The organism is Litchfieldella rifensis (assembly GCF_042646605.1).
GTDB lineage: Bacteria > Pseudomonadota > Gammaproteobacteria > Pseudomonadales > Halomonadaceae > Litchfieldella > Litchfieldella rifensis.
In genome coordinates this window covers 277,754-300,459 of sequence record NZ_JBHRUG010000002.1, presented here as the reverse complement: position 1 = coordinate 300,459, position 22,706 = coordinate 277,754, and the positions used below count along the sequence as shown (strand labels likewise).

21 protein-coding genes are annotated in these 22,706 nt (G+C 59.4%); 5 read left to right on the top strand and 16 right to left on the bottom strand.

The window, feature by feature from the left end; all coding sequences use genetic code 11:
- Positions 1–9 precede the first annotated feature (9 nt).
- Positions 10–1,212 (bottom strand): aminotransferase-like domain-containing protein, encoded by a 1,203-nt coding sequence (locus tag ACFOEV_RS01900; protein WP_386771041.1) that lies wholly within the window; start codon positions 1,210–1,212, stop codon positions 10–12.
- Between the two features lie 104 nt (positions 1,213–1,316).
- Positions 1,317–2,348, bottom strand: coding sequence for a succinylglutamate desuccinylase/aspartoacylase family protein (locus ACFOEV_RS01895; protein ID WP_386771039.1), 1,032 nt, complete (start codon positions 2,346–2,348; stop codon positions 1,317–1,319).
- 169 nt (positions 2,349–2,517) lie between these two features.
- Here ACFOEV_RS01895 and ACFOEV_RS01890 point away from each other — a divergent pair, with 169 nt between their 5' ends.
- Together ACFOEV_RS01890 and ACFOEV_RS01885 are read left to right on the top strand one after the other, a co-directional pair.
- Positions 2,518–3,129 carry a TetR family transcriptional regulator gene (locus ACFOEV_RS01890; RefSeq protein WP_386771037.1) on the top strand — a complete coding sequence of 204 codons (612 nt, stop codon included), beginning with the start codon at positions 2,518–2,520 and terminating at the stop codon, positions 3,127–3,129.
- Positions 3,130–3,216: 87 nt separating this feature from the next.
- On the top strand, positions 3,217–4,143 hold the full coding sequence (locus tag ACFOEV_RS01885) for an alpha/beta fold hydrolase (protein WP_386771035.1): 927 nt from the start codon (positions 3,217–3,219) through the stop codon (positions 4,141–4,143).
- Positions 4,144–4,153: 10 nt separating this feature from the next.
- Here ACFOEV_RS01885 and ACFOEV_RS01880 read toward each other — a convergent pair whose 3' ends face one another.
- The 6 genes from ACFOEV_RS01880 to ACFOEV_RS01855 all read right to left on the bottom strand — a co-directional run bounded on the left by ACFOEV_RS01880 (position 4,154) and on the right by ACFOEV_RS01855 (position 13,102).
- Entirely contained in the window at positions 4,154–4,828 is a 675-nt protein-coding gene (locus ACFOEV_RS01880) for a hypothetical protein (RefSeq protein ID WP_386771033.1), read from the bottom strand.
- A 266-nt stretch (positions 4,829–5,094) separates the two neighbouring features.
- Entirely contained in the window at positions 5,095–8,262 is a 3,168-nt protein-coding gene (locus ACFOEV_RS01875; protein WP_386771031.1) for an efflux RND transporter permease subunit, read from the bottom strand.
- Between the two features lie 3 nt (positions 8,263–8,265).
- Positions 8,266–9,486 carry an efflux RND transporter periplasmic adaptor subunit gene (locus ACFOEV_RS01870; protein WP_386771029.1) on the bottom strand — a complete coding sequence of 407 codons (1,221 nt, stop codon included), beginning with the start codon at positions 9,484–9,486 and terminating at the stop codon, positions 8,266–8,268.
- Between the two features lie 126 nt (positions 9,487–9,612).
- Entirely contained in the window at positions 9,613–11,100 is a 1,488-nt protein-coding gene (locus ACFOEV_RS01865; protein WP_386771027.1) for a TolC family outer membrane protein, read from the bottom strand.
- Between the two features lie 192 nt (positions 11,101–11,292).
- Positions 11,293–11,910 (bottom strand): PAS domain-containing protein, encoded by a 618-nt coding sequence (locus ACFOEV_RS01860; RefSeq protein WP_386771025.1) that lies wholly within the window; start codon positions 11,908–11,910, stop codon positions 11,293–11,295.
- A gap of 343 nt (positions 11,911–12,253) precedes the next feature.
- Complete coding sequence (locus tag ACFOEV_RS01855) at positions 12,254–13,102, bottom strand: fructosamine kinase family protein (RefSeq protein ID WP_386771023.1); 849 nt, start codon at positions 13,100–13,102, stop codon at positions 12,254–12,256.
- Positions 13,103–13,246: 144 nt separating this feature from the next.
- On the opposite strand from ACFOEV_RS01855, the gene ACFOEV_RS01850 reads away from it, so the two are divergent.
- Entirely contained in the window at positions 13,247–13,558 is a 312-nt protein-coding gene (locus tag ACFOEV_RS01850; RefSeq protein WP_386771021.1) for an NGG1p interacting factor NIF3, read from the top strand.
- Position 13,559: 1 nt separating this feature from the next.
- On the opposite strand, the gene ACFOEV_RS01845 is transcribed toward ACFOEV_RS01850, so the two are convergent.
- Positions 13,560–14,117, bottom strand: a complete 558-nt coding sequence (locus ACFOEV_RS01845; protein WP_386771019.1) for an NUDIX hydrolase — start codon at positions 14,115–14,117, stop codon at positions 13,560–13,562.
- Positions 14,118–14,216: 99 nt separating this feature from the next.
- Here ACFOEV_RS01845 and ACFOEV_RS01840 point away from each other — a divergent pair, with 99 nt between their 5' ends.
- Together ACFOEV_RS01840 and ACFOEV_RS01835 are read left to right on the top strand one after the other, a co-directional pair.
- Positions 14,217–14,840: a CoA pyrophosphatase gene (locus ACFOEV_RS01840; protein WP_386771017.1), complete on the top strand. Its 624-nt coding sequence runs from the start codon at positions 14,217–14,219 to the stop codon at positions 14,838–14,840.
- Complete coding sequence (locus ACFOEV_RS01835; protein WP_386771016.1) at positions 14,837–15,493, top strand: 2OG-Fe(II) oxygenase; 657 nt, start codon at positions 14,837–14,839, stop codon at positions 15,491–15,493. The genes ACFOEV_RS01840 and ACFOEV_RS01835 overlap by 4 nt, the downstream gene beginning before the upstream one ends.
- Positions 15,494–15,544: 51 nt before the next feature.
- Here ACFOEV_RS01835 and ACFOEV_RS01830 read toward each other — a convergent pair whose 3' ends face one another.
- From ACFOEV_RS01830 to ACFOEV_RS01800, 7 genes are all read right to left on the bottom strand, one after another.
- On the bottom strand, positions 15,545–16,168 hold the full coding sequence (locus ACFOEV_RS01830) for a glutathione S-transferase family protein (protein ID WP_386771014.1): 624 nt from the start codon (positions 16,166–16,168) through the stop codon (positions 15,545–15,547).
- Between the two features lie 159 nt (positions 16,169–16,327).
- Entirely contained in the window at positions 16,328–16,918 is a 591-nt protein-coding gene (locus tag ACFOEV_RS01825) for a flavin reductase family protein (RefSeq protein ID WP_386771012.1), read from the bottom strand.
- Between the two features lie 323 nt (positions 16,919–17,241).
- Positions 17,242–17,847, bottom strand: a complete 606-nt coding sequence (locus ACFOEV_RS01820) for a DUF4145 domain-containing protein (RefSeq protein ID WP_386771010.1) — start codon at positions 17,845–17,847, stop codon at positions 17,242–17,244.
- A gap of 264 nt (positions 17,848–18,111) precedes the next feature.
- The gene (locus ACFOEV_RS01815) at positions 18,112–18,975 is read right to left on the bottom strand and encodes a tetratricopeptide repeat protein (protein WP_386771008.1); all 864 of its coding nucleotides are present in this window, start codon (positions 18,973–18,975) and stop codon (positions 18,112–18,114) included.
- A 379-nt stretch (positions 18,976–19,354) separates the two neighbouring features.
- Entirely contained in the window at positions 19,355–19,657 is a 303-nt protein-coding gene (locus tag ACFOEV_RS01810; RefSeq protein WP_386771006.1) for a hypothetical protein, read from the bottom strand.
- Positions 19,658–20,129: 472 nt separating this feature from the next.
- Positions 20,130–20,912: a hypothetical protein gene (locus tag ACFOEV_RS01805; RefSeq protein ID WP_386771004.1), complete on the bottom strand. Its 783-nt coding sequence runs from the start codon at positions 20,910–20,912 to the stop codon at positions 20,130–20,132.
- Between the two features lie 448 nt (positions 20,913–21,360).
- Positions 21,361–22,674, bottom strand: coding sequence for an aminotransferase class V-fold PLP-dependent enzyme (locus ACFOEV_RS01800; protein ID WP_386771002.1), 1,314 nt, complete (start codon positions 22,672–22,674; stop codon positions 21,361–21,363).
- Between the last annotated feature and the right edge of the window lie 32 nt (positions 22,675–22,706).

The window sequence follows — 22,706 nt, the reverse complement described above, 5'->3', positions numbered from 1 at the left end:
GCCTTGGCATCAAACCAGCGGCAGGTGCTCCGACGCGCCACCCAGTTGCCTGGCGACAAGCCGCCCGAGGCGTTGTATGCCCTCGCCGATACGTGCCGGTTCGACGGTGACGAAGGAGAGCCGCAGCGTATTGGGCTGGGGTGCCGTGGCATAGAACGGTGCCCCCGGTACGAACGCCACTCGCTCACGAATCGCTTCGGTCAACAGCTCGGTGCTGTCCAGCGACTCGGGCAGCGTCACCCAGATGAACATGCCCCCTTCGGGCCGGTTCCAATGCACGCCCGCGGGCATGTGTTTTTCCAGTGCCGCCAGCATCGCCCGGCAGCGTTCGGCATAGAGGGCGCGAATTCCCGGGATATGGCCCGTCAGGAAGCCCTGGCTCACAATCTCGTAGATCACCTGCTGGGTGAAACTCGGCGTATGCAGGTCGGCCGCCTGCTTGATCTGGACCAGCTTGGCGATCAAGGGATCGTCGGCAATGACGTAGCCAAGCCGCAGCCCTGGTGCCAGCACCTTGGAAAACGACCCCAGATGAATCACCTGCTTCGGCGCCAGCGAGCGCAGACTCGCCAGTCGCTCGCCCTGGTAGTCGAGCTCGCCGTAGGGATCGTCCTCGACGATCGGCAAGTCATGCTCGCGGGCGATAGCCGCGAGCGCTTCACGTCGAGCAAGCGGCAGCCGTCGGCCGGTCGGGTTCTGGAAGTTGGGCAGGGCATAGAGGAAACGCGCCCCCTCGATGACCTCGGGGGTCAGCGCCTCGGGTAGCAGCCCCTGTTCGTCGCTGGCGACCGACACGTACTCCGGCTCGAACAGCGAGAACGCCTGCAGCGCGCCTAGATAGGTTGGCGTTTCCACCAGCACGCGGCTGCCGGGATCGATCAGTGCCTTGGCGATCAGATCCAGCGCCTGCTGCGACCCGGTGGTCAACAGTACCTGGGAAGGCCGTACCTCGGCGCCGTCACGGGAATACTCCTTGGCAATCCACTCACGCAGTTTGCCAAGCCCTTCGCTCGGACCATATTGCAGTGCGCTCTCCGCCTGCTCTCCGAGCACCTTCCTGGTCGCCACCTGCATCGCCTCCACCGGAAACGTTGCCGCCGACGGCAAGCCGCCGGCGAACGAGATCACGTCCGGCTGTTCGGTCACTTTCAGAATTTCACGGATGGCGGAGCTGGTCAGCGCCTTGGCGCGCCGGGAAAACGGCCACTGCATGGGAGAGCCTCTCGTATGAATGGAGTAAGATGACAGGCCCCATCATATGCCGCTTTGCCCCTCCCATGCAGCCGTCTCGCCCGCCCGTCTGTTTGCGCGCAGGGCTATTTCATACCAATGCGATTGGGCTCATAGTCCGATTGGAAGGACTCCACCGCGCTCTCCGCCTCCTCGATGGCATCGAAGCGCGCCACATTGAACAGCGCTTCGCCTTCGTTGGCCAGGGGCAGATTGCTCATGCCGATGACGATGCCGTCGGCATTGGCACATACCTCGCCTTCCGCATTGCCGAAAGGATCGGCCACCAAGCCCAGCACCTCTCCCCTGGCGACACGTGCCCCCAGGCGCACCTTGGGGCGCAGGATGCCGTCGATAGGCGCCCGGGCCCAACTCGAGCCATTGGCCACTTCGGCGGGTCGCGGCGCGCGTCGGCGCCGTTCACCGGACAGCATGCCGATCGCGCGCATGACCCGCAGTACCCCACGCACCCCCGGGGCGATCGCCCACTCGTCGAAACGCAGCGCCTCTCCGGCTTCGTAGGTCAGCACCGGGACCTCGCGATTCTGGGCATAGTGGCGGATGCTGCCTTCGCGCAGCTCGGCATTGAGGATCACCGGCGCGCCGAACGCCATGGCCATGGCATCGGTTTCGCTGCCGGGGGCCAGTTGGGCCCGGATCTGCGGTAGGTTGGTGCGGTGAATGGCACCGGTATGCAGATCGATGATATGAGTGGCCAGATCGACGATCTGCTCACGAAACAGCGCCGCCACCCGCGAGCCCAGCGAGCCCGATTCGCTCCCGGGAAAACAGCGGTTGAGATCGCGACGATCGGGCAGATACCGGGTATGCTGCACGAAGCCGAACACATTGACGATCGGCACCGCCACCAAGGTACCGCGCAACGACCGGATCGCCTTGGAACGCAGCAGTCGACGCACGATCTCGACACCATTGATCTCGTCACCATGAATGGCACCGCACACCAGCAGCACCGGCCCACTCTGGCGACCGTGTACCACCTCCACCGGGATATGCAGCGGCGCGTGCGTATAGAGCTTGGCGACGGGCACATCGATTTGAGCGCGGCTGCCCGGCGCCACACGCACGCCAGCAAGTTCGAAGGGAGCACGAGCCATGAAACGACATCCTGTGACAGAACAGTGTTTCCTTTATACCGTGCCTGTACGACAATGACGACCCTCGCCAGTATTCGGCTCGTACCATACAATCATACAAACATGAATGTAAGTATGGCGACTTTGGGGTAAAATGAGTGTGTATTGCGACTCGAGACCCCGCACGCCCATGGCAAGACGAACCAAAGCCGAAGCCGAAGCAACCCGCGAAGCCCTGCTGGACGCCGCTGAAGACGTCTTCTACGAGAAAGGCGTCGCCCGCACCTCACTGGAGCAGATCGCGCGCCACGCCGGCATGACGCGCGGCGCCATCTACTGGCACTTCAAGAACAAGGCCGACCTGTTCCTGGCCCTGCTGGAGCGTGTGCGCATGCCCTTCGAGGAGCTGGTCGAGGAAATCAATGACCCGGCTCTCACCGAGTCTCCCCTCGAGGCCATTCGCCTGGCGTGTCACAAGGGGTTGGCCAAGATGGAACAGCCCCACTATCGACGCATTCATTCCATTGTCTTGCATCGTTGTGAATTCTTCAGTGATATCAATCCCCTGGAGATGCAGAATCGCCTGGCTCATGAATGTCACGAAGAGATGTGCGAGCAATTCCGCCAAGCCCACGAGCGCGATATGCTCAAGCCCGAGTTGAGTCCGGAAACCGCCACCCGATTGCTGCAATCCACCTTCGGTGGCCTGGTGCACGACTGGCACCGCAATCCCGAGGACTTCTCGATCCGGGAACGCGGTGGCGAACTGGTCGACACCCTGTTAGGGCTGATGCGTCGCTAGCCAGGATCCTGCTTTGCACCACCTCTCACGCTGCACTGCAATAAAAACCGGCTACACTCAGGGCGTGTCCGGCGAGAGGAGACGGAGATGGATCACCTGGAATTCGTGCGCGTACGCGAACTGGAGATAGCGATACGCGTCTGGCATCCCCAGGCGCCGCACACCCTGGTCGCTTGGCATGGCCTGGCCCGGCATGGAGGAGACTTCGCTGCCCTGGCGCGGGAGCTGGGTCCCGAGTGGCGAGTCCTGGCCCCCGACACTCCCGGGCGTGGCCTGTCGAGCTGGTCACTGTTTCCTGCCCACGACTATCTCTATAGCCATTACATGACCATTGCCGTGGCACTGCTCGACCACTTCGAGCTCGAACGCGTCGCCTGGCTGGGCACTTCGATGGGCGGCCTGCTGGGCATGCTGCTGGCCGCTCACGAGGAGCATCATGCACGTATCGAACGACTGGTCCTCAATGACGTGGGGCCGGAACTCGAGCAGGAAGGCCTGGTGGATCTGGGACGTTACTTCACCTTGCCGCATCGTTTTTCGAGCTTCCGCGATCTGTCCCGGGAACTCAGGAAGCACTACGCCAGCTTCGGTATCGACGACGAGGCTGCCTGGCGTGAACTGGCTCTCAACAGTGCCCGGCGGCTGCCGGATGGCGGTTGGACCTTTCACTTCGATCCACGCATCACCGAGCAGTTCGTGCACGACACCCCGCGCGACACCTGGGCCGACTGGCGTGCCATCCAGTGCCCGCTGATGGTGATCCGCGGTGCCGACTCCCCCCTGCTGAGTGCCGAGGTGGTCGAGCGCATGCGCGAGGCGCAACCCGGGTTGGTATCCCTCGAGGTGCCAGGCTGTGGCCATGCTCCGATGCTCGACCGGGCGAGCCAGGTCGCACCGATACGTACCTTCCTGACACGCCCGCGCTTGGCCTTCAAGCTCGCCAGGAAGGTCGACCACCTGCCCTTCTGGCAACGCGGTTGGTCGTGGTTGCGACGGCTACTGTCTTCCCCGTGAGCAAGACATTTCAATGCGTTGCATGCCCTCCTTCACGCTGCACCCTACGCAGCCTGCGGAGTCGTGTCCGGGCATCCAGATACTTGGACCTGGGCACGGCACGGTAAGCCTCTTCGCCAGCCAGGTACTTGACCAGTACCCAGCGCTCCCCAGGAGCGGGGATGGCACCACGCTTAGTGTGCAAGATGACTTCGACCGTCGGATCATCCTCCAGGGTGGCGCGATACAGATCGTCCTCCTGTTCCCTTGCCTTCACAATCACCGACTCTCCCAGCAACGAGCACTGGCAGGCAGAGCGGAAGCGATGCAAACGTGGTTGCAACTTCCGGCACAGGGACACACTGAGCGGAGCGGCCAAAGCCAGGGAACCCCATAGCACGACCAAGCCCAGTGGCAGCCGCAACATTCCCAGTGGCAAGAAACGCAGCACCAACAGTTCCAGCGCCACCGCCACGAGTGTTCCCAACCCAAGCAATGCCGTCAGTGCCACCGATACCGGCACACCGGCGAAACCAAGCGATACCATGGCACTGGCAAGATGGTCATCACGCAGGCTGTTGTGCTCGAGAAACTCGATCGGTGCCAGCCCAATGGCCACTAACAGCCAATAGACGGCCAGTAGACCCAGAAGCACGACAAGAACGACGGAGGGAAAACTCAGCGCAGATTGGATCAGCAGTTCCATGACGCCCTGCCTCCTAACGCTTCGCGCGCAAGAAATGGCATTCCCGTTTCCGGAGCCCTGACCACACGCTTTATGGTCGATGCAGGCGGCTGGACCGCCCTCACAACCCCAGTATAGCCAGGCAGACCCCATCACGCTGGAGCGCGATGCAAGACGAAGAAGGCCATTTCCCGGTGCAGGGAAATGGCCTTGTGCAATTCACTGCCAATGAAAAATTCATCCATGAATTTTCCATCTCTCACCAGTGAGACAGGGATCGATATTTCCTAGACGGTGGCCTCCTCTTCGTGTCTCGAGCCACCGCGCTTGTCCACCAACCATTGCTGGACACGCGCGATCATCACGTAGAAAGACGGCACGAAGAAGCTGGACAGGATAGCCACCGATACCATGCCCATCGCCACCGTGGTCCCGATATGGTGACTGCTGGTGTCGCTAGCGCCGGTCGCCAGAGCCAGCGGCAAGGTGCCGAAGATGAACGCCAGCGAGGTCATGACGATCGGCCGGAAACGCAATTCCGAGGCAATCACCGCGGCGTCGCGAATCGACTTGCCCAACTCGCGGCGATGCAACTCGGCGAACTCGACGATCAGAATGGCATTCTTGGCCGCCAGACCCACCACCACCAGCATGCCGATCTCCACATAGACACTGGTCTCCAGCCCTCGTAACACGATGCCGCCGATGGCTCCCAGGAAGGCGAAGGGCACCGCGGTGATCACCGCCAGCGGCAATGCCCAACTCTCGTATTGTGCGGCCAGAATCAGGAAGATCATGACGATGCCGAAAACGATAGCGATGGTGGCCGCGTTCCCTGTACTCACCTCCTGATAGGAGGTGCCGGTCCAGCCCATGCCCCAACCGGAGCCCAGGGTCTCATTGACGACTTCCTGCATGGCGGCAATCGCCTGACCCGAGCTGTAGCCGGGCGCCGCCCCGCCTTGGAACTGGGCGGCTGGATAGACATTGAAGCGCGTCATGACCGCAGGTACCGCCTGACGTTCCATGGTCACGAATTCCGACAGGGGAATACGTTCGCCCCCAGCGCTGCGCACGAAGATGCCATTCAGGTCTTCCGGTGTCTGGCGGAACTCCGACTCGTTCTGTAGATAGACCTGGAAGTTACGGTTGCGATACGTGAAGTAGTTCACGAAACCGGTACCCAGGGTATTCGACAGGGTCGTATTCAGGTCATCGAGCGACACGCCATAGCTGAGTGCCTTCTCCTGATCGATGTTGGCGCGGTATGACGGCACGTTGGCACTGAAGGTGGTAAAGACCTGGTTCAGCTCGGGACGCTGATTGGCCGCCTGCATGACCTGAAAGGCGGCCTGTTGGAGTTCCTGAGGGCTCGCCCCGGCATAGGATTGCAGATAACCGGTGAAACCACCGGTCGTCGACAAGCCGATGATCGGGGGCATATTGAAGGCCATCGCCGACCCGCCCTCGATCATGGCACCGGCCTGCATGACCTTGCCGATCAAGCCTTGGACCGTGAGTTCGCGGTCCTCCCACGGGACCATGCTGATGAATATCACGCCACGCGCGGTATTGACCGAGCTGGTCAGCATGTCGTACCCCGCCACGGCAGTGGAATAGGCCACGCCCGGAGTCTGCTCGATCTCGTGACTGAGCTTCTCCATGTAGGCTTCGGTACGCGCCAGTGAAGCCGCATCCGGTAACGAGATGCTGGCGATCACGATCCCTTGATCGGTTTCGGGCACCAGGGTCGAAGGCGTACGCTCGAACATCCAGTAGGAAGCGCCAAGCGTGGCCACCGTCAGGATCAGGGTCAGCCCCCAGTACCTGACCAGCCCCCGCACGATCCACAGATAGAGGCCGGTCACCCAGGCGAACCCTCGGTCGAACAGGCGCAAAGGCGTCTGCAGGGCACGCACGAATGTCGAGTCGGAAACCTGCCGCTTGTGCTTGACGAAAAGCGCGCACATCGCCGGCGTGAAGGTCAGGGCCACCACTGCGGAGATCGCCACCGATACCGCGATGGTCAAGGCGAACTGCTGGTAGACCTGCCCGGTGAAACCGCCCAGGAAGGCCACGGGCACGAACACCGCCGCCATGATGAAGGAGGTGGCAATGACGGGGCCGCCGACCTCCTTCATGGCCTGCATCGCCGCCCTGGGTATCGGGATCTCATCGTCCTCTTCGAGCAGACGTTCGACGTTCTCCACCACCAGAATGGCGTCATCCACCACGATGCCGATGGCCAGTATCATGGCGAACAGCGTCAGCAGGTTGATCGAAAAGCCGAACAGATAGAGACCGGCGAAGGTGCCTATCACCGACACCGGCACCACCGACATGGCGATCAGCGTCGTGCGCCAATTCTGCAGGAACACGAAGACGATCACCGCAACGATCAGGAACGCTTCGATGAAGATTTCGGTGACGGTCTCCACCGACGCCCCGATGAACAGCGTGGTGTCATAGGGCACCACATAGTCCAGCCCCGCCGGGAAACGCTCCGCCAGCTGCCCCATGGCGTCCCTGACCGCCTCGGCGGTTGACAGGGCATTGGCTCCCGGTTGCTGGTTGATGAGAATCGGTGCCATGGCACTGCCATTGAGACGTGCCTCGACCCCATAGCTCGACGCTCCCAACTCGACACGCGAGACATCATCCAGACGCAACGCGGAGCCATCGGGATTGGTGCGCAGAATGATGTTGCGGAACTCTTCCGCACTCGTCAGGCGCCCGGGTGCCGTAACGGTATAGCTATAGGCCCGCGGGTCGCTGTTCGGAACCTGGGCCAGCCCGCCTGCCGGTATCTCGGTGTTCTGCGAACGTATCGTATTGGCTACTTCGGCGGGCGTCAGGTCGTATTGCGCCAGCTTGTCCGGATTGAGCCAGATGCGCATGGCGAACTCACCACCGCCCAACACCTGCGCATTGCCCACACCAGGGATCTGGCGCAGCTCATCGAGAATATTGAGCGTGGCATAGTTCTGCATGTAGATGTTGTCGTACTCGCCGGTGGGCGAGATCAACGCGGCAAACATCAGAATGCTGCTGGAACTCAATTCGACGGTCACACCCTGGGCCTGCACGGCTTCCGGCAACGACGACAAGGTCTGCTGCACCCGGTTGTTGACGTTGATGGTATTGGTATCGCCATCGGAATCGATACTGAAGGCGATCTCCATATTCATCGTGCCGCTGTCCGAACTGGTCGAGGTCATGTAGAGCATGTTCTCGACCCCATTGATCGCCTCGGCCAAAGGAGCCGCCACCGTCTGCGATATCGTCTCGGCGTCGGCCCCCGGGTAGGTGGCCTCCACCGTGACTGTCGGCGGTACCACCTCGGGATATTGCTCGATCGGCAGGATGCGCATCGCCATCAAGCCGACCAGCACGACAATGATCGAAATGACGGTGGCGAATATCGGCCGCTTGATAAAGAAATTGGAAATACCCATCGATCAGGCCCCGTCTGCCTTGTCCGTTTGCCGCTCTCCTTCGGAGCCGACGTCAGTCTCCTGCGGCGTCCGGGTCTCGGCCACCTTCTCCGCTTCACCATCGAAAGGCTGCGGATCGATGACCCTGCCAGGCTGAAGACCGGCAGGATCACTGACCACCACACGATCGCCAGGCTCGAGTCCGGACGCGATGATCAGCCAGGGCCCGGCGGTTTCCGCCGGCTCCACGTTACGGGCACGTACCTTGTTTTCCTCATCGAGCACGAAGACCTGGGGGCCCATCAAGCCTTCGGTCACCGCGATCTCCGGCACCGCCAGCACATCGAAACGCTGGAGCCCCGTGAGCTTCACGCGCACGAACTGGCCAGGCAAGAAGAGACTATCCGGGTTGTCGAAGGTGGCACTGGCTTCCACGGTGCTGGTGCGCTCACTGACCCGCGCGCCCAGGAAGTCGAGTTGCCCCGGCAGCGTCTGGGGCTGGCTGCTGTTGGACGCCGGAAACACCAGTTCGGCGGTAATTTGGCTGCTATTTTGCTGACGTTGACGGCGGAGCTCCAACGCATCCGCCTGAGGCAATTGGAAGCGCACTTCGAGTGGATCCAGCGGGGTGATGGTAACCAGTTCCGTACCGGCATCGACCAGATTGCCGACATTGACCTCACTGAGGTCGATCATTCCCGCCACCGGTGCCTCGACGCTGGTGTAGTCGAGGTCGATCCGAGCGCTGTCGAGCGCTGCCTGGGCCTGCGCCACATTGGCGCGCGCGACCAGCAATTCGGACTGGGCCTGATCGTATTGCTGCCGACTGATGGAGTTCTGTCCCAGCAGTCGCTCGTAGCGGTTGGCATCCCGCTGGGCACGGCTCAACTCGGCCTCGGCGCTCTGCAGATCGGCCTCGCGCTGGCGTACCATCGCCTGATACAACGGTGGCTCGATGGTATAGAGGCTTTCACCTTTCTCGACCAGGTCGCCGGGTTCGAAAAGGCGCTCCTCGAGGGTGCCGCTAACGCGCGCCACCACCGTGACTTCATTGTCGCTACGCAGCATGGAGGGATAGGATTTGTCGAGCGAGATATTCCGCGGCGCCATCTCCATCACCTGAGCAAGCATAGGCGGCGGCGCCTGCTGCTCGGCCGAAGACGCCTGCTGCTCATCACCGCAACCTGCCAGCAGCAAGCCGAGGCCCAGCAACGCCGACGTCAAACGAATTCGCTCATGTTTCATGATTAGCATCTATCTCGGTCCCTGTTGATCGCGTGGAACGACGATGGCGATCCATGCTTACCTATCTCCTTGCCAACTCGGCCGAACGACCACTGCGGACAAGACATAACCCATCGGCCACTGCCGTCAGCGGCGCGGCGGCTCACCAATGTCCATCGCATCGCGGTAGGCATCGCTGCCACTCTCGAACTCAAGTGAAACCGGCTCATCGGCATTCAATCGCGCATTCAGCCCCTGGATATCCTCGGCATCGAGCATCCCCGTCTGCTGGAACAACTCCAGGCGGTCGAGCACGAAGTCGTAACGCGCCTCGGCGAGCGCCGCGACGGCGTCATAGAGGTTTTGCTCGGCATTCAGCAGATCGACGATATTGCGCGTACCGACCTCGTAGCCCGAACGGGTCGCCTCCAGAGCGCTGCGATTGGACACGACCGCCTGGCGGCGAGCCTCGACGGTGGCGACATCGTTCTGGACACGCGTGAAGAGCGACCGTACCTGCTGGATCGTGTCACGGCGCTGCGCCTCGGCATCATACTGACTGACTTCGAGTTCATAGGTGTTCTGGCGAATCTGGCTACTGGTGGTACCGCCGGTATAGAGCGGCATATTGGCTCGCAGCCCGACTTGGCTGGACGAGTCGTAGCCACTGAGGGTCTCACTGTCGCTATCCGCATAATCGTAGCTGGCAAAGGCCTCCAATACCGGCAACCGCGCCGCGCGCGCCACTTCGACGGCACTGCGCGACACCTCGACCCCCGCTTGGGCGCCCTTGAGCACAGGGCTGTTGGCCAACGCCAGTTCCACCCACGCATCGCGCTCAGCCGGCGTGGGCATTTCGATCGGCATGTCCTCGCCCAGGCTCTCGATACTGTCGTAGCGTTCTCCGGTCAACCTTTCCAGCGCTTCGAAACTGACCTGCAGGTCGCTCTGTGCGGCAATCCGATCGGCCCTGGCCTGGTCGAAACTGGCCACGGCCTCCTCGACATCGGTGATGGCGACCAAACCGACTTCAAACTGTTCGCGAACCTGCGCCAACTGGCGCTTGATGGCACGCGCTTGTGCTTCACGCGCCGCCAGGATGTCATTGGCACGCAGAATCTCGAAATAGGCGTTGGCTACATCGAATAACAGTTGCTGCTCACTGGCCGCCAGGTTGAAAGCCTCCTGGTCGATTTCCCGCTCGGCCTGTGTCACTTCACGGCTGGTGGCAGCATCATACAGTGCCTGGCTGGCCTCCAGGCCCATACCGGCGCTGTTGAAGACATCGTCCTCCTCAAAGAGGGAACTCAGCCCTTCCAGGCCACCAGGGGCGGAACCGTCCAGTCCTTCCAAAGACGTCGACTGGGAATCGTAGGTACGATTGTGCGCCGCCTCCGCGGAGGCACTGATTTGCGGCAGCAGCCCACCGCCAACCACATCGCGTCCGGCTTCGACGCTATCGAGCCGCGATCGCGACGCCGCCAGCTCGGCATTGTTTTCCAGCGCATCGCGGGTGATGGCCCAGAGATCCGCCGCCTGAGCCTGGCCGACCAGCATCGTGGATATCAGTAGCGATAGGAAGGCACGCCGCCCCTGAACGACAAACCTTCCGCCAGGTGAGTCAAAGTTATGCATGAACGCCATCCCAAATCTTTTATCAGGAAAAATTGATATACACTTCAGGTGGTTACCAGGCACCGTGGTCGGCTCACGTCGTAGCGTATCGGGCGATTATAGCTACATTCATGTATGTATGCTACCTCTCCCGACCGCTCCCTCCCCTCACGCGAGGATTCGTGGTGCCTCGTGCAACGCAAGACTAAGACCTCAAGTTGACTTTAGGTCAATAGCGCCCTCCCTGTTATGACGATGCTTGAATTCGCGTGGATCGATGCGCCACTTGCGCAATCGCGAGGTCAGGGTAGTGGGTTTGACGCCCAGCAGCTCAGCGGCACCACCCTGTCCCGATACCTTGCCGGCACTACGCTGCAGGGCCGCGACAGCATTGTCCCGCAGGCGGCGTTGCCACTCCTGCTCCGGCAGCACGCCGCTATCCTTGACCACTTGGGGTTGTGCGTCGTCGCGCAGGCGTTGCTCGGCCAGCCGAGGCTTGCGAATGTCGCGATCGATCAGGGTCAGCAGCAGCGGCCCTCCCTCCATCGTCACGGCGAAAGCTTCGACATTGTGCGGCTGGCGTGCCAGGTCGAGGAGCACCAGATCGTCCGACCATGGCGACGACCGGGCCAACGGCTCGTCGCCGGAACTGGCCCATCGCGGCAATGAATCGTCCAGAAAATGGCTGAAGGGATAGGCGGCGCAGGCATCGAATTCGCCGCCGAGCAGCGCCTTGGCGGCATGATTGGCTTCCAGCAGTCGATCGGCGACAGGGTCGACCACCAGCATGGCCTGCGGTGCCGACCAGAAAGCCTGTTGTGGCAATGACATGGCAGCGGTCCTCCTCCGTGGTTCCGCTATTGGCCAGGCAAGTGGCACGCCAGGGACGAAAAATCGTCATCCTTTCAACGAAATATCGCATATCACGAATTTCTGTCGCGGCATGCCGTCAGCAATGATGTCCTTTATTCTGCGCCTACCCTTATGAAACTTAAACCTTTCCTAATCCACAAAGACGGTTTTCACCCGCCGGGAGCAACCGACGGGGCACCACCACTCATGCACCTTCTCGGTGCCAGATAGGCGTCATTGCTCCCGTGAGGTGAACGCCAGAAAAGGCCACAACAGTCCGGGAATCCTCTCGCCTCAGTCCCATGGACGGCAAGCTGTTGCTCTACAGGGCCTGGTAAGCCGCGAGACGGTCCAGGGTACGCTCGACGGCACCCCGGTAGGCGCCACCGAACAACAACAAGTGGTTGAGCAACGGATACAACTGGAACAGCGCCTGCCGCCGCGGCCAGTCGTCGGGGGCAGGGCCGTTCCAGTAGGCATCGAAGCAGGCTTCCGAAGGCGAGCCGAACAAGGTCAGCATGGCCAGGTCGACCTCGGGATAGTGGCGATACACCGCTGGGTCGATGATGGCGGGACCACGCGCGGTATGCAGCACATTCCCCGACCACAGGTCGCCATGCACCAGGCTCGCCGGCACGTCCGGCAGCCAGTCTTCGAGTGATGCGGCCAGTGCCTCGAGGCGTCCACGCAGGCGGGCATCCATCAGACCACGTTCATGACAGGCCACGGCCATGGGCAGCAGGCGTCGCTCGCGCTGGAAGGCGCGGCCGTCGGCGAGCGGAGCATTGGGTTGCGGCGTGCGCCCGCAGGCATTGTCCCGATACCAGCCGTGGCGATCCGCCGTCAGCTCATGCAGCTCGCGCAACCCCTCGCCCAGCACCTCGTCGTTTCCCGTAGACGACAGCCCGCTGTCGAGCGCCTCCATCACCAGCCAGCCATTCGCCTCACCCAACACCTCCGGCACCACCAGGCGAGTGCCGGCATCGCGCAGGGCACGCAAACCATCGGCCTCGCCAGCCAGACGCTCGGGATCGTCACGCTTGATCACCACCATCCCCTGATCGGTGTCGAGTCGGTAGACGGCAGCGATATCGCCACCCGACAAAGGCTGCAACTCACCTTTCGATGTCAGGCCCAATACCGACAATAACTCCTGCAGATGGCGCTCCATCCTCGGCCCTCCTTCATTGCACTCCCTCGGCATGCTCTCATGAGGTGAAGGTTTCATACTGAACACGATAGACCACCGGGCTGGCAAAGAAGGGCCCGACCACTATGGCAAGAACGACCACACGACCAGCATAGGAGCGCTCCCATGTACAAACTCGCCTTTTTCGTGCCCGTCGAGGATGCCGAAAGCGTCAAGGAAGCCATCTTCACGACTGGCGCCGGGCGCATCGGCGACTACGAGGCCTGCTGTTTCCAGACGCCCGGCACCGGGCAGTTCCGCCCGCTCGCCGGCGCCGACCCGCATATCGGCCGGGTCGGCGAGTTGGAGAAAGTCGAGGAGCTCAAGGTGGAACTGGTATGCGAGGACTCGCTGATCCACGACGCCGTCACGGCCCTGAAGCGGGCTCACCCCTACGAGGAACCGGCCTACGACGTGTGGAAGCTGGAGAAGATCTGATTCAGGCGCTGCCGAAATAGCGCTCGCGGTCTTCCGCGGTGATATCGCTGATGTGTAGTGGAAAATCGTCATGATGACGATCGGCATAGAAATGGCGCAGGGTGCGCTCGATGGTGGGAAACGCCAGCTCGTCCCAGGGAATCTCGTGTTCCTCGAACAGCGCGACCTCGAGACTTTCTGACCCGGCATCGAAGCCACCGGCGAGATCGGCCAGAAAGATCATGTAGACCTGGTTGATATGCGGCAGGTTGATCAAAGTATAGAGGCCATGGATGGCCACCTCGGCACATGCTTCCTCGAGGGTCTCCCGAGCCGCTGCCTCCACGGTGGTCTCGGCGTTCTCCATGAACCCGGCCGGTAGGGTCCAGAAGCCCTTGCGCGGGGCGATCGCCCGACGACACAGCAGGACCTTGCTGCCCTTGACCGGCAGGGTACCGGCGACGATGCGCGGATTCTGGTAATGGATGGTGCCGCAGGCTTCGCACATATAGCGTGGACGGTCGTCACCCTCGGGAATCGCGAAGTGGACGGTATGCCCACAGTGGCTGCAGAAATTCATGGGACTCCTTACTTGGCCTGGCCGGGCACGCTAGCGGCCATCGGCTCTTGACGCTCCACGGAGGGCTGGGTACAAGAGATGAAACCCAGTGGAAATTCCATGTTAGAGAATCTTCGCGAGCGCCTGCAAGCACACGTGCCACGCCGCATCACCAGCCAGTTGCCCCGAGCCGCCGTGCTGCTGCCGATCGTGGCACGCCCCCAGCCTACGCTACTGTTCACCCGGCGCGCCGACCATCTCAAGCAGCACAGCGGCCAGGTGGCATTTCCCGGTGGCAAGCGCGAGCCCGGTGACCCCGACCTGCTGGCCACCGCCCTGCGCGAAGCCGAGGAGGAAATCGCCCTGCCCGCCGCCCAGGTCGACCTGCTCGGCCGGCTCGGCGACTTGATCTCGTTGCACGGAATCGTGGTCACGCCCTATGTCGGTGTGATTCCGCCAGACCTGCCACTGCGCCCCGATCCCGGCGAACTGGATGCCATCTTCGAAGTGCCGTTACAGGTGTTCCTCGACGACTGCCGCAGCCATACCGACGTCATCACCGTGGACGACCATCCGCTCTACGTGCCGAGCTACCATGCCGAAGGGCATGTCATCTGGGGGCTGTCGGCGATGATGCTGGTGGAGCTGCTCGCCGAGGGCTTCGGCTGCGATATCAGCCTTGCCCGCGCGCCCCAGGGCAGCCGCCTGCGCTATCGCCCGCTGCGCAGGACGCCACCGTCATGATCGCGACACCGCTTCCCTGGGATACGGAGGCCTTGCCCAAGCTCGTCGACGGTCTCGTGGAACGTGGCTGGTTCGTCGGCAAATCCTTTATCGAGACTGACTTGTGTCGCGCCTTGTACGACGAGCTGATGACCCGGGCCGAGCACGACGCCCTCGCCGCCGCCGGTATCGGGCGGGGCGAAGACCACAGCCTGCGCCGCGACATACGGGGCGACGCCATCCACTGGCTCGACCGCGAGAGCCTGCCCCAGCGCCAGTACCTTGCGGCCATGGAAGTCCTGCAGCGCGAACTCAACCAGGCACTGTATCTCGGACTATTCGAGTTCGAGGCGCATTTCGCCCACTACCCACCCGGCGCCTTCTACAAGAAACACCTCGACAGCTTTCGGGGCCGTGCCAACCGCGTCGTTTCCACGGTGCTCTATCTCAATCCCGATTGGCCGCTGGACGGCGGCGGTGAAATGGCCCTGTACGACACCGACCATCCCGAGCGGGAAGTGGCTCGCGTCCGCCCCGAGACCGGTACCTTCGCCTGCTTCCTCTCCGACAGCGTGCCCCACGAAGTGCTGCCCACTCGCCTGCCACGCGCCAGCATCGCCGGCTGGTTCCGCCGCAATACCTCGTTGGGCGGGTTGATCGACCCGGCTAGATAACCTCCCCCTGCCCCCATGCGATATCGCTGAATTACACCTTCGTCGAATTGATCACAATAATGACGCGAACGCCTCGGCGATGGTGGGTGGGGCCGTGGGGCGGGCGTACATCGACGTCAGGTACTCTCTCAACCTCGGTGCGCCGTCGAGCATCTTCTCTTCATTCGCCCAGTCCAGGGTATACGCGGCGTTGAAGTCGGCCACGCTGAGTCGGTCGCCAACCATGAACTCGCGTTCTTGCATGTGTCGCTCGAGCACTGCCACCATCTCCACACACTCCTGCCTCGCCAGGTCGACATCCTGAGGCAATCGCTTCTCTTCCGGGTAAATGAAGGTGTGACGCGCGATGCGCCACAGAGGCTGCTCGATCTCGGTCACCAGGAAGAAAATCCAACGATACATTTGGGCTCTATTCTCTACCGTTTCTGGGATGAATCCCGCCTGTGGGTATTTTTCGGCCAGGTAGAGTTGTATCGCGGCCGATTCGGTTACCACGAGGCTTCCGTCGACCAACACAGGCACCTTGCCGGCGGGGTTGAGAGAGAGGAAATCGTGCTGCCGGTTCTCACCTTGCAGGAGATCCACCGGGAGCATCTCGTACTCCAGGCCCAGTTCGTTGAGCAACCAGATGGCGCGCAGGGCGCGGGTCGGGGGCTTGCCGTATAGTTTCATCATTTCCAGCTCCGTCGATTGGCAGACACCGCTATTTCGCTTGGCTCCTGATTTAGTCGAGCGGGTGCATGTGAAATCGACAGCGCATCAAGATTCGTCCTTTCAGTCATGAACGAACTGACCACGACACAGGCCTACGGGCTGCGCCACCGGTGCTATGCGTCATCCCGACAATTGGTGCTGAGCGACTACGCCGAGGGGCAGAGGCTGGATCTGGTCGCGCCGCTCGATGATCTCGCCGGCCACCATGAAGACACCGTCGCCGGTGTAGTGGAGCGTCTCTGGGTACTCCGGTGACACCGCCGCCCGGGCCGACACCACCTCCCAGATGAAGAAGTTGTAGCGCTCCACCAGGGAGTCGTCGAACAGCCGGCATTCGAAGTGCGCGTGGCACTCGCCAATCAGCGGAGCGCCCACCCGTTCCGCCGGCTGTGCGCTCAGCCCGAAGCGTTCGAACTTGTCGACCTCGGCGCCGCTATTGTTGCCGATACCCACCACCTGATCGGTCAGGGCCGTCGTCGGCAGGTTGATGACGCACTCGCCACCGCGGCGAATCATCTCGAAGCTATGGTTGCCGGCCGAGATGATGCAGCCCACCAGCGAAGGCGAGAACGCCATCACGGTATACCAGCCCATGGTCATGATATTGCGCTGCCCCTCCCAGGCCGACGAAACCAGCACGATGGGCCCCGGCTCCAGATAGCGGCGCACCCTCTCCAGCGGCACGGAGGCTTTGTCGACGTGTTCGCTCATGTCGGCGTCTCCCCATCAGCAGGATATCGACACTACCGGGGCAGTGTAGCAGTCGCTATGGTGGGCAGGATTCGGCCATGCCCAGCCATACAAGCAAGAACGAAGCCCCCCGAAGGAACGGCTTCAGCCGCGATTAACAAGCTGGGATCGGCTATTCGGGTGGAAAATCTCCTCCGGCATGCGCAATAGATAAACATAGACTAATAAAGAAAAATATAACAGGAAGAACTCGGCCAGGAGCGGACTTCCGGCGAAATCTGATATATCTGATATAACGACGGCCAGCAGGCGTGCCGCTTTTTAGCGTCGCTTTCCTAGCCTTGTTAGCGCTTCTCTCTCTTCGGTATACCTGAACTAACTTTCTTTGATTTGTGGCCAAGATGATCTTGATGTAGCAAGACCTCAACGACGTCTAGCGCAAATGCAACGGTTTCCTCAGGAGGACAAAAACCCCGATGGGCTGCAGCATTCCCTGCATCCAGCGCTGTATCAAGCTGTTTTAGCTGCGCTGCAGACAAGAAGCCACCTTGCTGGAGTTTTTCGAGCTTCTCATTGAATGTACCTACGTCACCAATCTTTCGGACGATGTACATATCGAGCAAAGCTCGAAGACCCATCGTGGTAAGGGAAAGCGCCTTAGCGTGTAACGCCACATAAACCTCGGAAATTAGCCTGCGCTCGGCATCCGGCAGTTCTTTGTGCCATTCGGGAATTTGCCTGCTGATGAGTGGCGGATACCAAGTATTGTAACAGCTTTCCTCTTCGCTTTCTCCCCGCTCCATATCCGTATGCCAGAAGCGACGCCTTAGTACTACATTCTCGCACCCTTGGCATTCATAAAGAACCCACACGGCCCCAGATGACCCAATGGCGTGGCCTTCATCATCTAAGTCGACACGAAGCTCAGTATTTCTTTCAATCAACACCATGTGCTTTGTGCGCCTCAGACACCGGCTGCAATGGATTGTTTCAGTCTTCACAGTCATGAGAGCGAGTGCCAAGTTAAACGGCCAAGCGGCTCTGTCACGTGACTTGCATGCGTAAGCCACGTGACAGGGTCCTCGATCAATTTCAAATTCATTTTAAAAACTTGCTTATAAAGGAAATGCTGCATAAACCCCTCCATAGCTGCCCGGTAGCCATCGGCGGGGTAGAATCTGACCCTCCTGCCACCGTGCGAGCCTCTCTCAGGCTTATGACTTGCCACTGATCTTGTTTTTCCAAGCCATTGCCAGTTCTTCAGCCTTGACTACTTGTTCGACTGCCATTCTATTATGAAGCACTTCTCGGGAATTTTTTGCAGCCTCTCTTGCTTTATCTTCATCCGTTATGAAGTCTGGAATAATAGACTTAATCGATTCTATTGCAGCATTACTCTTTGTATGAAGCGCCACGCTATACCAAGCATATGCTTGTACATCATCCTGAGGAACACCGCGGCCTTCAGCGTATAAATAACCAAGATTGACTTGGGCGGCGGCATTTCCTTTCTGGGCTGCATACTTGTACCAGCGTGCTGCCTCTTCTTCTCGATGAGGCACGCCCCGCCCCGTCATGTAACAGAACGCCAGTCTGCACTGGGCATCGGCAATACCACGTTCGGCCGATATCCGGAACCATTTGGCAGCTTCGTTATCATCCTGCTCGACTCCGTCCCCATTCATATATAGCATTCCCAAGTGGTATCCAGCCCCCTTATCGCCAGAATCCACAGCTCTCAGATACCACTTTATGGCCTCTGAGATGTTCCCCTTCACCTCGTAACTCAAGCCGAGACTGCATTGAGCTCTCGGATTGCCCTCCTCTGCTAGCTGTCGACCCCATCGTTCTACAGCAGGATTGTCATCTGGCAGTGATTCAGCCCATCTGTAGATCCGATCAAGATCGAACTGAGCGGTTTGATGTCCTTGTCGAGCAGCACTGTGATATAGCTCTGCAGCTGCCGCGTAATCTGGCTCTACCCCCTCACCACATTCATATATGAGACCTAGACGATATTGTGCGCCTGGGTCCCCTTGCTCAGCTTTTTGTCGAAGTATGTCTAAGTTGTTTTCCATAAGTCTTTACTGAATTAATCTAGTGCCCTTTCAGCACCACTATAGCTTGTGCAGCTCTGTAGGGGGACACTTCACTTCCGAGCATGAGCCACGGCCGTTAGGCCGTCGGCTCCATGCTTTTGTTGGATCCCATTGCCCTCACGCCTCCGCATCAACAACGTCTTTCGACCTCATCATGCTCTTGAAGAGGCTAGCTTGACAGTGGGGGCCTCCTATCCTTTGCCAGCTTGTCCTGGCGCACTCCGCTTAGGGTCATCAGCTGCCGCACCATATCCATTAGAGTAGTCTAAAGCTATGCATCCGGCTATACGTGGACCTTCAGAGAGTTCTCATATAACGCCGAGTTCTGGGTCTAGCTACTATCCTCTGGAACGACTCGTCATGATTCATCGACCCTTCCTAAGTACATATCAATAAAGTACTGAAGCTTTGTAGCCTGCTCAACATTCCCAGAGGATTCTATGCTCTCCCTACCGACGAAGTATTTACCATCAACAAGTGAAACTTCTTTATAGCCATCCATGCATGACCAATTTTTCCTATCTTTGACAGCACAGCTTTCTAGCTTTACAAACCTGTTTTCCCCGTGAACTTTCTTTATGACGACCTGACTTCCTTTATCTATCGTATATGTAACTGGATCCAGGTATCTCCATCTCTGGCATTTTCTTGAACCTTCCACAGCATTATCATCACATTCCCTAATTTAGACTATTGTTTCTTCTGATAGAGGGCGGAAATCGAAATGCCAAATTGCTGCAACTATTCCCAAGACACCCAATATAACCACGAGACAGCCAGATCCACCACCTGAGCTACTCATAACACAGCTTCCGACCTATTTCTATGACTGATAGTATAAACATCATAACAGTTAACAACCCCTTCTTATTGTTGAATAATCGGACCTGGCCGCTCACCTGTGCTATACTGCATCCCACTCCTTGACTAGCTAACGAAAGACCATGAGAAAAGGGAAGAAAGGTCATTCACTCTCATACTACTCTGGGCCAGCAGTTGCCGATCCTTTTCATCAGCGTAGCCTAAACTTCTCCATCCGGCCAGGAGCGGTCTTTCATCGAGAGATGATATTACGCTGGCGTAACGGGCTGGTTTGGAGCTCCATCGGAAAACCAATCCCGTTAACGCACTGGTCATGTTTTGGAGTCATTATAAAACTCCAACGCGTCATTTTCTGTTAATCGCTTCTTAAGTTTCGATACTTCTATGCCACTTTCCAGATACTCTCGCTCAGGTACCAAAATAGTTCCTGTACTTCGGAGCATAAAAGACTTCACCGCCTTATGTGGTTTGTTAGAATCCGTGATATATGCATCAATCATCACTCCGTTCAGAATTACAGATTGAATTGTAATATGGTTGCTAAGCCGACCTTTTTTCATAGGCATCAAAATACCATCATGAAAGCTACCGTTCAGCAGGCATTTTGTCATGAGGATTGGATATTCATCTTCTGCAATTGAGACTGGACTGAAAATTAATGACTTCAGTTTTGCTTCATAAGGACCTAGGCTATAATCTGAAAAGAATGGTAAATGCGTCACGCTCATTCTCCAGAAAATAGATAGAACCCCTTTTTTAATGTCATCGTACGCCAAGTTAGAAACTGAGCTAGTTGTGCCTATTTTGTCTAGGGCAAGACCACTACTTCCGCTTTTTCCAGCAAGACACCAAAGCAACTGCTTGAGTTTATTTTCCCATACGGAAAGCTTTACTTCACAGCACTTACATAGAAGATATTCACGATATCCTTTTTGCTCTTCTTTCAGCGATTCGTTATTGTCCAATCCAAAGGCTTTATACTTATTGTGCTTTTTAGGGTAGACAGGCTTGTAACACAGCTCAGGGACAATGTGGGAATTTTGCAACTTCACCGACTGAGCATTGCATAAAGCGCACTCACCAACGACAGGCATCCTATTGGGCTCCTAGCGATAAACATAACACCAATGAACGGGCTGACTGCATTTTCCGGACCGGCCGCTTCGGATCAATTCCTGTTTTTATCAAAACACTGTGCTCCACCTCACCTAAGCCAGCCATACACCAAACCCCAAACGTAAAGGGCGTTCCTACAGCGCCCATGGCCTTCAGTTCCTAGGGCGATCGCCACCCGTCCGGCTTACAAACGAATACATACCTTCAGCCTATACGCCAGGGCAGGCTTGCACCAGAAACCTAGGTCAACGTAAGCCAAAAAGATGAGACGCGAGGGGATATGGGGCCGCGAAAGGCGCGCGGGTTGAAGAGCACGTTGTGGGTGTCGGCCCATTGGATGTCGCGGGCTTGCGGATGGTAGGGCAGCGAAGCAAGTCGCCATGCCTCAGGGCAAGGCATGGCGACAAGGGTGGGCGGCTCGGGGCGTCACGGCCGCGGCAGCACCTCGGCCAGGGCCGCCAGGCAGGCGTCGACCTCATCGGCACTGTTGTAATGCGCCAGCGAGACTCGGGTGACCGCCTTCAGCCCGAGCGGGCGCAGGATGTTGCCGGAGAAGACGTCGTCGCTTCGCGCGTGGACGCGTATGCCCCGCGCCCCGAGTTTGGCGACGACATGCTTGGCCTCGACCCCCGCGACGGCGAACGACACCACCCCCTCGCGGTACGGTGAATCCGCCGGCCCAATCAGATGCAGCCCGGGAGTGTCGCACAGCCCCGGCAGGTCCGCGCCGCCGTGCAGCAACCGATGCACCAGGGCACGCTCGTGGGCTTGCATTGCCCGACCAGCGGCAACCAGACAGGCGCGGCGTGACGGCTCCTCGGTGAAGTGTCCGCCCAGCCAGGCGAGGTAATCGATCACCGCACTGAAGCCGGCAAAGGCCGAGGGGTCACGGCTGCCCAATTCCCAAGCATCCGCGGGCTTGCCCAACAGCCGGTCGTGGTCAACGACACTCAGGCGATCAGAAACCCAAGCGTAACCGTTATTGAGGCGGCAAAAGGCTTTATAGGGAGAGATGACATAGGCATCGACATCATAGTCGTCGACGGCCAGAGCCCCGTGTGGCGCATGCTGGATACCATCGACGATGATCACGCATTCGGGGGCCACGGCGCGGATGGTTCGCACGATCTCGGCGATGTCCATACTCATGCCGGTTATCGGGCTCGTATGCAGGATGGTCGCGATGCGGGTGTCCGGACGCACGCAGTCGGCGTAATGGGCTGCTGCCACCTGACCAGTCTCGACATCGAAGGGAACCTCGATCCACTCGCGACCGGTGCGGCGAGCCCACTGGGCGGTAGCATCATAGGTTGCAGGGTGCTCCACCGAGCTTGCGACGATGCTGCCGCCCTCCTCGGCGGAAAGCGCCGCTGCGCGGATCACCCGGAACAGGCATTCGGTACCAGTCTCACCACCAAAGATAACGCCGCTGCTGGCGCCCATGAAGCTGGCCAGATCATTGCGCCCGGCAGAAACGATCTGCGACACCGCGTGGGAGGCGGGATTGTCGCGGTGCTCATTATCGGGAATGCCGGCGACTTCGGCGCTGCGCTCAACTACCGACTTGAGTGTCAATGAACCGCCTGCGTTCTCGAAGAATACTCGCTTGCCAGTGAAGGGGCAGGAATCAACGTGCAGGAAGGATTCCCGTACTTGGCTCAGTAGTTCTTCGGGGAGGAAAATACCCTCCGCAGGGATGGTCTGGGGGGTGGACATAATATGGGCCGAAGTCGTCGTCATGATTGATATCTCCATCGATCAGGCACAGGAAT